The 8,918-nt window shown below is 33.8% G+C and carries 9 protein-coding genes, 1 rRNA gene and 1 pseudogene; 10 read left to right on the top strand and 1 reads right to left on the bottom strand.

All coding sequences use genetic code 11. The annotated features are described in order from the left end of the window. Positions 1 to 5 precede the first annotated feature (5 nt). The 9 genes and pseudogenes from rrf (at position 6) to cobB (ending at position 6,633) form a co-directional block, all read left to right on the top strand. Positions 6 to 121 (top strand): 5S ribosomal RNA (rrf, locus tag GA0061080_RS11195). 77 nt (positions 122 to 198) lie between these two features. Next, a complete protein-coding gene (locus tag GA0061080_RS11200) occupies positions 199 to 762 on the top strand; it encodes a pseudouridine synthase (RefSeq protein WP_091125674.1) in 564 nt (187 codons plus the stop codon). Positions 763 to 883: 121 nt separating this feature from the next. After that, a pseudogene (gene ftsY, locus GA0061080_RS11205) lies at positions 884 to 1,807 on the top strand (signal recognition particle-docking protein FtsY); the annotation flags it as partial. A 9-nt stretch (positions 1,808 to 1,816) separates the two neighbouring features. Further along, the gene (gene ftsE / locus GA0061080_RS11210) at positions 1,817 to 2,476 is read left to right on the top strand and encodes a cell division ATP-binding protein FtsE (RefSeq protein ID WP_065636509.1); all 660 of its coding nucleotides are present in this window, start codon (positions 1,817 to 1,819) and stop codon (positions 2,474 to 2,476) included. Next, the gene (ftsX, locus tag GA0061080_RS11215) at positions 2,476 to 3,447 is read left to right on the top strand and encodes a permease-like cell division protein FtsX (RefSeq protein ID WP_065636510.1); all 972 of its coding nucleotides are present in this window, start codon (positions 2,476 to 2,478) and stop codon (positions 3,445 to 3,447) included. Before ftsE ends, ftsX begins: the two co-directional genes overlap by 1 nt. Before the next feature lie 201 nt (positions 3,448 to 3,648). Next, positions 3,649 to 4,509, top strand: coding sequence for an RNA polymerase sigma factor RpoH (gene rpoH / locus GA0061080_RS11220; protein ID WP_091125677.1), 861 nt, complete (start codon positions 3,649 to 3,651; stop codon positions 4,507 to 4,509). Between the two features lie 111 nt (positions 4,510 to 4,620). Further along, positions 4,621 to 4,914, top strand: coding sequence for a hypothetical protein (locus GA0061080_RS11225; RefSeq protein WP_091125681.1), 294 nt, complete (start codon positions 4,621 to 4,623; stop codon positions 4,912 to 4,914). 163 nt (positions 4,915 to 5,077) lie between these two features. Continuing rightward, positions 5,078 to 5,893, top strand: coding sequence for a hypothetical protein (locus GA0061080_RS11230; RefSeq protein WP_091125685.1), 816 nt, complete (start codon positions 5,078 to 5,080; stop codon positions 5,891 to 5,893). 56 nt (positions 5,894 to 5,949) lie between these two features. Further along, complete coding sequence (cobB, locus tag GA0061080_RS11235) at positions 5,950 to 6,633, top strand: Sir2 family NAD+-dependent deacetylase (protein ID WP_091125688.1); 684 nt, start codon at positions 5,950 to 5,952, stop codon at positions 6,631 to 6,633. Between the two features lie 3 nt (positions 6,634 to 6,636). Here the strand turns inward: cobB and mtgA are convergent, their stop codons facing one another. Further along, positions 6,637 to 7,329: a monofunctional biosynthetic peptidoglycan transglycosylase gene (gene mtgA, locus GA0061080_RS11240; protein ID WP_091125693.1), complete on the bottom strand. Its 693-nt coding sequence runs from the start codon at positions 7,327 to 7,329 to the stop codon at positions 6,637 to 6,639. Positions 7,330 to 8,286: 957 nt separating this feature from the next. On the opposite strand from mtgA, the gene GA0061080_RS11250 reads away from it, so the two are divergent. Beyond that, positions 8,287 to 8,918, top strand: a 632-nt coding sequence (locus GA0061080_RS11250; RefSeq protein ID WP_141683152.1) for a hypothetical protein, incomplete at its 3' end; no start/stop codon positions are given.

Below are 8,918 nucleotides of genomic sequence, written 5' to 3' on the forward strand. Positions count from 1 at the left end.
ATATGTCTGGCGGTAATAGCGCGGTGGTCCCACCTGACCCCATGCCGAACTCAGAAGTGAAACGCCGTAGTGCCGATGGTAGTGTGGGTATTACCCATGTGAGAGTAGGGTGCCGCCAGACTTTTAAATACACGAGCCCAGCAGCAATGTTGGGCTTTTTTGCTTTCAGGGTTTTAATTGATTAATATAGATTGGTAAATGAATACTTTAATAGCTTTCAATAAACCATTTAATGTCATAACTCAATTTTCACCGCATGAAAAATATCAGACATTAAAAGATTTTATACAATTACCTAATTTTTATTCTGCAGGACGTTTGGATACCGATAGTGAAGGGTTATTATTATTAACAAATAATGGAAAATTGCAATCCAAAATCAGCTCACCAAAATTTAAATTACCTAAAACTTATTGGGTACAAGTTGAAGGTATTATCAATCAACAAGCTATAAATAAACTAAGAAAAGGCGTACAATTAAAAGAATTTCACACAGCGCCAGCTATAGTAAATTTTCTTGATGATCCAAAAGAACTATGGGAAAGAATCCCTCCTATTAGAGAACGCAAAACCGTACCTACTTCATGGGTGAGTATTACAATCTCGGAAGGAAAAAACCGACAAGTTAGACGAATGTGTGCTACAGTTGGTTTTCCTTGTTTAAGATTGGTGAGAGTTCAAATTGGAAAATATAATTTATTTACTCATCAGTTGCCATTAAATGATTGGCGATATATCACAACTCAAGATATTTATTTTTAACAAAAGATTTGAAAAAATAATATTAGTCTCTTTTATTGAATGCATTGGGCTTTATTCTAAAATAAGATAGAATGATCATTAGAAATGATCTTAGGGTAAATTATTTATGTTTGAACAAAAAAAAGAAGGATTTTTCTCTCGGTTAAAAAAAGGTCTTTTTAAGACCAAACAAAATATTGGATCTGGTTTTCTTAGTTTATTTAAAGGCAAAAAGATTGATCAAGCGCTATTTGAAGAGCTAGAAGAACAATTGCTTGTTGCTGATGTAGGCTTTGATACAACACAAAAAATTATAGATAGTTTAACAAAACAAGCTTCAAGAAAAGAACTGAAAGATGCTGATGCATTACATGAGCTTTTAAAGCAAGAAATGAACTCAATTTTAAGTGGTGTCGATAAGCCTCTTGATATTAATAGCCACAAACCTTTTGTTATTTTGATGGTTGGTGTTAATGGTGTAGGCAAAACAACGACAATTGGCAAATTAGCCCGTCAATTTCAACAACAAGGCAAATCAGTTATGCTTGCCGCTGGTGATACCTTTCGTGCAGCGGCTGTTGAGCAGTTACAAGTCTGGGGGGAGCGTAATAACATTCCTGTAATTGCACAACATACTAACGCTGATTCAGCATCTGTCATCTTTGATGCAATACAGGCAGCAAAAGCCAAGAAAATAGACGTATTAATTGCTGATACTGCTGGTCGTTTACAAAACAAATCTCATTTAATGGACGAGCTCAAGAAGATAGTACGAGTCATTAAAAAGCAAGACGAAACGGCACCGCATGAAATTATGTTAACAATTGATGCAGGCACAGGTCAAAATGCAATTAGTCAAACCAAGCTTTTTAATGAAGCTATTGGTGTTACAGGCATGACATTAACGAAACTAGATGGTACTGCAAAAGGCGGAATTATTTTTAGTATTGCAGATCAGTTTAGTATTCCTATACGTTATATTGGAGTAGGTGAAAAAATTGATGATTTAAGACCTTTTGTTGCCGATGATTTTATTAATGCTTTGTTTGATCAAGCAGATGAATAGAGATAAATCATGATTCAATTTGAACGCGTAAGTAAAGTTTATTCTGGCGGGAAATCGGCATTACAAAATATAAACTTTACCTTATTACCGGGAGAAATGGCCTTTTTAACAGGGCATTCTGGTGCTGGTAAAAGTACTTTAATGCGGTTGATTTGTGGTTTAGAAAAAGCTAATGATGGAAAAGTTTTATTAAATGGTATTGATGTTTCAGGATTAAGTAAGCACGAAATGCCTTTTTTACGTCGCACGATTGGGATGATTTTTCAAGATCATCAGTTATTAATGGATCATACTGTTTATGATAATGTTGCAATTCCATTAATCATTTTAGGTAAATCAGCAGAAGAAATTCGCAGGCGCGTTTCGGCATCATTGGATAAAGTTGGATTATTAAATAAAATGAAATTTTATCCAATACAGTTATCAGGAGGAGAACAGCAACGAGTTGGTATAGCACGAGCAATTGTTAATCGTCCTAGTGTTTTACTTGCTGATGAACCTACGGGTAATTTAGATGATAAGCTATCTAAAGATATCTTAAAGCTTTTTGAAGAATTTAACCAAGCAGGTGTAACGGTTTTGATGGCGACTCATAATATGGGGCTTATTCGCCGCAGACACCATCGAATACTGCATTTAAATCAAGGGCTTTTAGAGGTTAGAAGTTAATGAATTACGCTAATAATAAACCGACAAAATTAAAGAAAAAAGACAATAATAGTTTTTTTTCTCGTTGGAAAAGACAAATTGGTTATGCTTGGCGTAATACTTTTAATGATTTTTCTCAACATATTTTTGCCTCTTTATTAACCATTTTTGTTATTGCTATTTCAATTACTTTGCCAACTATTAGTTACCTTCTTTGGAAAAATGCTAATCAAACAGCAAAACAATGGTATCCAACGCCTAATTTAACTATTTATATTAATAAAGATTTAACCCACGAACAAACAGCTGAATTGATTGTTAAACTTAAATCTTATCCTGAAGTCGATCAAATTGATTATCTTTCTCGAGAAAGAACAATAGAAGAATTTAAAACATGGTCTGGATTTAGTAATGCATTGGATTTATTAGACGAAAACCCACTACCAGCCGTAGCTATTGTTATGCCTAAAGAAGAAGCAAAAAAAACAGTTATATTGCATCAATTACAAACGGAATTACTTAAACTTGATGGTATAGATGATATAAAGTTAGATGATAGTTGGTTTACTCGATTAACCGCGTTAACCAACATGATTAAATCTGTTGTATGGATCATTTCGGTATTTATGATTATTGCTGTATCACTTGTAATTGGTAATAGTATTCGTCTAAATATTTTTGCTAGAAAGCAAACTATTGTTGTAATGCAATTAATTGGTGCAACGGAAGGATTTATTTTACGCCCTTTTTTATATAGTGGTATTTTTATTGGTTTAGTTAGCTCAGTTGTTTCGTTGTTATTATCGGAAATATTTATTTTTCAAATAGAATCAATTATATTGAATGTTTCTGATATTTTTGGAACAATGATTCATCTTGAAGGCTTATTGTGGGATGAAAGTATATTAATTATACTTATTACTATGATTATAGGATGGTTTTCATCACTTATTGCGACAAAAAAATATTTAAAAATAACACGAATTACCTAGTTATTTTTCCGTAATTAACTAAAATATAAATCAAATTTAATAGTTACAGAGCTTAAGTGAATACTTATTAATTTAAAATAAAAAGTATGAACTAATTTATAGTTTACTAGTCTAATTAATAAATGAACGTTAGTTTAACGTTTTTAATTGTTACATTTAATTAATGATGTGACAAAATGACTTAATTTAAGGGGGAGTTAAATGAGTACTGATTTAAAAATGCAAGTAGGTGCTTTAATCCCACAAGGAAATATAGAATCATACCTTCGCATTATTAACACCTATCCAATGTTAACAGCAGAAGAAGAAAAATCATTGGGTGAAAAACTTTATTATCATGATGATGTTGATGCTGCTCGCCAGTTAATTTTATCTCATTTACGATTTGTGGCACATATTGCTCGCGGTTACTCAGGTTATGGTTTGCCACAAGCAGACTTAATTCAAGAAGGCAACATTGGGTTAATGAAAGCAGTACGACGTTTTAACCCTGAAATGGGTGTTCGTTTAGTCTCATTTGCTGTACATTGGATAAAAGCTGAAATTCACGAATATGTATTAAAAAACTGGCGTATTGTTAAAGTTGCAACAACTAAAGCACAAAGAAAGTTATTTTTTAATCTAAGAAAGACTAAACAACGTTTAGGATGGTTTAGTAGTGCTGAAGTGGATATGGTTGCTGATGAATTAGGTGTAAGCCGTAAAGACGTACTTGAAATGGAATCACGCATGTCTGCACAAGATATGTCGTTTGATATTGACAGCGACGACGATGACAATTCAATTGTTGCACCGGCCCTATACTTAGAAGATGGCAACTCTGATTTTTCCAAATCAATTGAAAATGACAATTGGGAAAATGATGCGACAGATAAACTACATGACGCACTATCACAACTAGACGAACGTAGCCAAGATATAATTAAAGCGCGTTGGTTGGATCCTGATGAAAGCAAATCAACATTACAGGTTTTAGCTGACAAATATAGCGTTTCGGCTGAACGTATTCGCCAACTTGAAAAAAACGCAATGAAAAAGTTAAGAGTTGCTATCGAAGCATAATTTTTTATTAATATTAACTTCCTAAACCTTACTTTAAAAAGTAAGGCTTTTTTATCATTTAAATAAATTCAACAGCCGAATTTGTGTGTTAGTTTTATAAGGGGATTTAAAATGTTAAAAAAATTTACAGCGTGTATATTATTTATTTTGGTCTCTTTTTGTCTTTTTGCTTGTAATAAAAACGACAAAAAGAGTACCGTAATCATATCTACAGGTTCAGTCGAATGTGATAAATATCTAACTCTAATAAATGAATTACAAGCACAATCCAAAATTCCATCTGATTCTGAAAAAAATTTAGAAGCCAGTATTGAGATCTTCAAAGAACAACTACGAAAGCATCCAGAATCGACTAAAAGAGAATGCAACTCAGCTTATACAGCTTTACGAGCTGCAGCTCGTTAACTCATCAACAATAAACATTAATAAGTAAATTCACTACAGGATTATTGATATTGATAATCAACAATTTTAACTGTTTTTTTGCTAAATAACTGAATATATATGTTATAAAGTCTATATAAAAATAATATAGTTATAAATATGACAGTTAAGGTAACAATCTCAAATGAAGAAAAGAAAAACACAGTTATGGTTTGCATCGATTATTTATTTCATACTCTCCTTTCCCTGCTTTGCCGATCCCAAAGTGATTCATGTTTTGGTGGCGCTTTGTGATAACAAATATCAAAAGATAGCACCTGTTCCAAGGGCGATAGGTAACGGTCAAGATCCTAAAAACAACCTTTATTGGGGGGCGGCTTATGGCTTTAAAACCTATTTTGCTAAACAAAAAGAGTGGCAAGTTGTACAAATTAATCGACCAAGATCAGGAAAAATATTAGAAGAAATAATTTACAAACACCAAGACAAAGATGTCTATCTAATTGCACAGGCGTATAATGGCAAATATATTAACGATACTGTTGATGATTTTATTGATTATTCAGCAGGCAAAAAGGCAAAAGCGTTTAAATTAGATAATAAAACAGTGATAGCGGGGGGAAGTGCAGATCTGGTTGTCTATATTGGTCATGATTCACTAATGGAATGGTCATGGAAAAAATATTTACCCGATAGTTGGCGTTGGAATACATTATCAAAAGAACAACAGGAAAAACAAAAATCACGTTATGCGGCAGTATTTGCTTGCAAAAGCCAACAATATTTTACGCCACCACTATCGCGACTAGGTATTACCCCACTTATTTTAACTTTGCACCGTATGGCGCCCGAAGCTTATAGTGTGCACGCAATGATTAACAGTTGGTTAAATGGTGAATCCAAGGCCGATATCCGGTTAAAAGTGGCAAGCGCCTACAGCCAATATCAAAAACTTAGCAAACCTGCTTTGCATATTTTTACTACCGAATACAGCCAATAATTGGCTAATATTTTGTTTTCAATAACCTTAGATAAATAGTAAAGGTGTAATGAATTATGACAATACCAAAAATAGTTATTCTAACTGGCGCGGGTATTTCGGCCGAATCGGGTTTATCAACCTTTCGAGCTCAAAATGGATTATGGGAAGGTTATGATGTTAATGACGTAGCAACTTACGAAGGCTATATGCGCAACCCAACAGCGGTACATGATTTTTATAATATGTTACGCCGTAAATTACAAAATCCAGACGTAAAACCGAACGCAGCCCACTTTGCGCTAGCTCAGTTAGAACAGAAATTAGGTAGTGATAACGTCTTAATTGTGACACAAAATGTGGATAACTTACATGAACAAGCTGGATCTAAAAATATTATTCACATGCATGGTGAATTATTAAAAGTGCGTAATGAAAAAACAGGACAGATAATTAATTGTTTTGACGATGTGAATTATCAACAAAACAAACTCATTCGCCCACATATAGTCTGGTTTGGTGAAATCCCCCTACAAATGGAACAAATTTATGATGCCCTTTCACAAGCGGATTATTTTATATCCATTGGCACATCAGGCAATGTCTATCCTGCCGCTGGGTTTGTACAAATTGCTAACCAAACAAGTGCAAAAACGATTGAACTGAACTTAGAGCCGAGCTTAGGTGAAAGTCTGTTTCAAACCAAAATTTACGGACCAGCAAGTAAAGTGGTGCCTGAATTTATAAAAACAATCATTTAACTATTATTTAAGTTTATCTAAATAATACTTACCGCCCAAATTATTCATTTGGGTACGAATCCATTCTGCTTTTTTTTGAATATGACTATTGGGATTAACAGGACTCCATTTTCTTGGATTAGGCAAAATCGCCGCTAGCAAACTTGCTTGAGTTGGCGTTAATTGGTTAGCACTAACCTTAAAATAGTGACGAGAAGCCGCTTCAATACCAAAAACACCCTCATCCCATTCAACGCTATTTAAGTAAATTTCCAATATACGCTGTTTAGACCAAGTAAGCTCGATCCAAAGCGTAAACCAAGACTCAAATCCTTTACGAACCCAGCTACGCGATGACCACAAAAAAATATTTTTGGCGACTTGCTGAGTAATTGTACTGGCACCACGAATTTTTTTATTATTTTGGTTGTGTTTTAAAGCCCGATTCATCGCCTTAAAATCAAATCCCCAATGATTCGAAAAGGTTTGATCTTCGGCAGCAATAACGGCTATTTTAATGTTATCAGAAATCTGATTCCAATCTTTCCATGTGCGTTGTTGAGTCATGTTCCAATGAGCGATTTTTCTTTCTATCATCAGCATTGAACCCAAAGGATTAACCCAACGCATTAACACAACAAGCAAAACGGACAATAGCATAAATCCCATTATCGCTTTTTTAATTATGTTTAAAAATTTTTTGAATAGAAGCTTCATGCTAATTTAGATAAAATAATGTAAAAATTCAGCAAATAAGATACGATATATTATTGATTAAATAAATAACTTTTTATAAATTCAATAATCTGAAGTGGTTTATTTATATCAAAAACGGGTAAGGAAACATCTAACGGCTCATCACTAGCAATAGCCAAAGTAAAATCATCAATAAAAAACGGTTTTTTGACGGCGCTCCGGTGACAAATAATTTTAGGGATTTGCTCATCTTTAAAACCCTCACTAAAATAATATCAACATCAAAAAATTGATTAATTAAAGTCTACAAATCGGCAGGTTTGTTGGTGTTTCAAAAATTAAAGCGTAACGGTTATCGCAAGCCACAATTGTCTGTAATGATCTAGCTTTACGCAATTTATAATTTCCGTTTCAGTATGAAACAAAAAGGAGCAATTTTAGCAAAAAGCTGGATTGTAGCTTCACAAATCTATAAGCTGTTGATTTTACTTAAAAACATAAACCCAAAAAACTTAAATAAAATCAATGGTCTACCTGAACGATTTTAGAGCAAGAAACACGCCTATAGTACCATCACGCTTATAGCACCACAATGTTTAAGCCTGCCTTATCACAGCATTAAAATGTGTTGATAACGAAGTAAGGTTAGCAAGCCAAACTGGGCTGTTGGGTGTGTTTGGGTTTTAGATGTTATCACCGATTTTAATTATTCCACCAAAGGTCAAAAAGTTTGAAATATGACAGCATATTTTCATTAAAAAATTCACCTATTTTTATGGCTGAATCATTTTTATCTTTATGTTTCTTTAAGTTTGCTTTCATTACTTTACAAAAAATCCGCCAAAAAACTAGCCAACTATTATTTAAATGGTTATACTTTAATCGCTATAGAGAAACAAGCTTATTAAATAAGCGAATAATTATAAAAATTTAAATAAAACAAAGAATTACTTGACAGGGGAAATATGATGCAGTACCATGTTAAACACCGAACACCGAACACCGAACACCGAACACCGACACTGGCAAACCTATGCCTTAAACTTATCAAATAACGCCATTAGGCACGTTTTTACACTTTTCTTACTTATACCTTCGACATTCTGGTTTAAATCATCACTAAAATCATTGGCAAAAATTGCATTACTGGCACTGCCGTTATTGTCATATTCGTGGCAATTGCAGGCAGCAAATGGTAACAATAATCAAGTTAAGCGTAGTGATGCAATAATAATAATACCGTCGCCAGTTATCGATTATGCAAGGCCGAATCTATATCCTGGTGACAGGTATAGGGACATGGAACTTTCCTCAGCTGACGTATGGAGAGTGGGTAAGGGCTTTTTTGTTCAATCAACCAATTCTGAATCATACAACCTTAATTTTCCAACTACAGGTGCGCATAATTTATCTTTTGATTTACTGATAACAGGAATAGAACCAGAAGAATTGACTTGGGAGCCGGTCACACATGAGGGAATCACTGCAACAGTGACAAATGTTGTAGCTGATGCTAGGTGGATGTTGTTTGACGAAGATAGGGGAAAAGTGGTAGCACGTGTTAAGCTAACCGGTCCAGAGGCAAGAAATCAATGGTACAATCCAAATCC

The sequence above is a fragment of the Gilliamella intestini genome, assembly GCF_900094935.1.
GTDB classification, from domain to species: domain Bacteria; phylum Pseudomonadota; class Gammaproteobacteria; order Enterobacterales; family Orbaceae; genus Gilliamella; species Gilliamella intestini.

Coding starts and splice junctions, on each gene's coding strand:
- GA0061080_RS11200 (WP_091125674.1), top strand. CDS start 199: ATGAATACTTTAATAGCTTTCAATAAACCATTTAATGTCATAACTCAA.
- ftsE (WP_065636509.1), top strand. CDS start 1,817: ATGATTCAATTTGAACGCGTAAGTAAAGTTTATTCTGGCGGGAAATCG.
- ftsX (WP_065636510.1), top strand. CDS start 2,476: ATGAATTACGCTAATAATAAACCGACAAAATTAAAGAAAAAAGACAAT.
- rpoH (WP_091125677.1), top strand. CDS start 3,649: ATGAGTACTGATTTAAAAATGCAAGTAGGTGCTTTAATCCCACAAGGA.
- GA0061080_RS11225 (WP_091125681.1), top strand. CDS start 4,621: ATGTTAAAAAAATTTACAGCGTGTATATTATTTATTTTGGTCTCTTTT.
- GA0061080_RS11230 (WP_091125685.1), top strand. CDS start 5,078: ATGAAGAAAAGAAAAACACAGTTATGGTTTGCATCGATTATTTATTTC.
- cobB (WP_091125688.1), top strand. CDS start 5,950: ATGACAATACCAAAAATAGTTATTCTAACTGGCGCGGGTATTTCGGCC.
- mtgA (WP_091125693.1), bottom strand. CDS start 7,329: ATGAAGCTTCTATTCAAAAAATTTTTAAACATAATTAAAAAAGCGATA.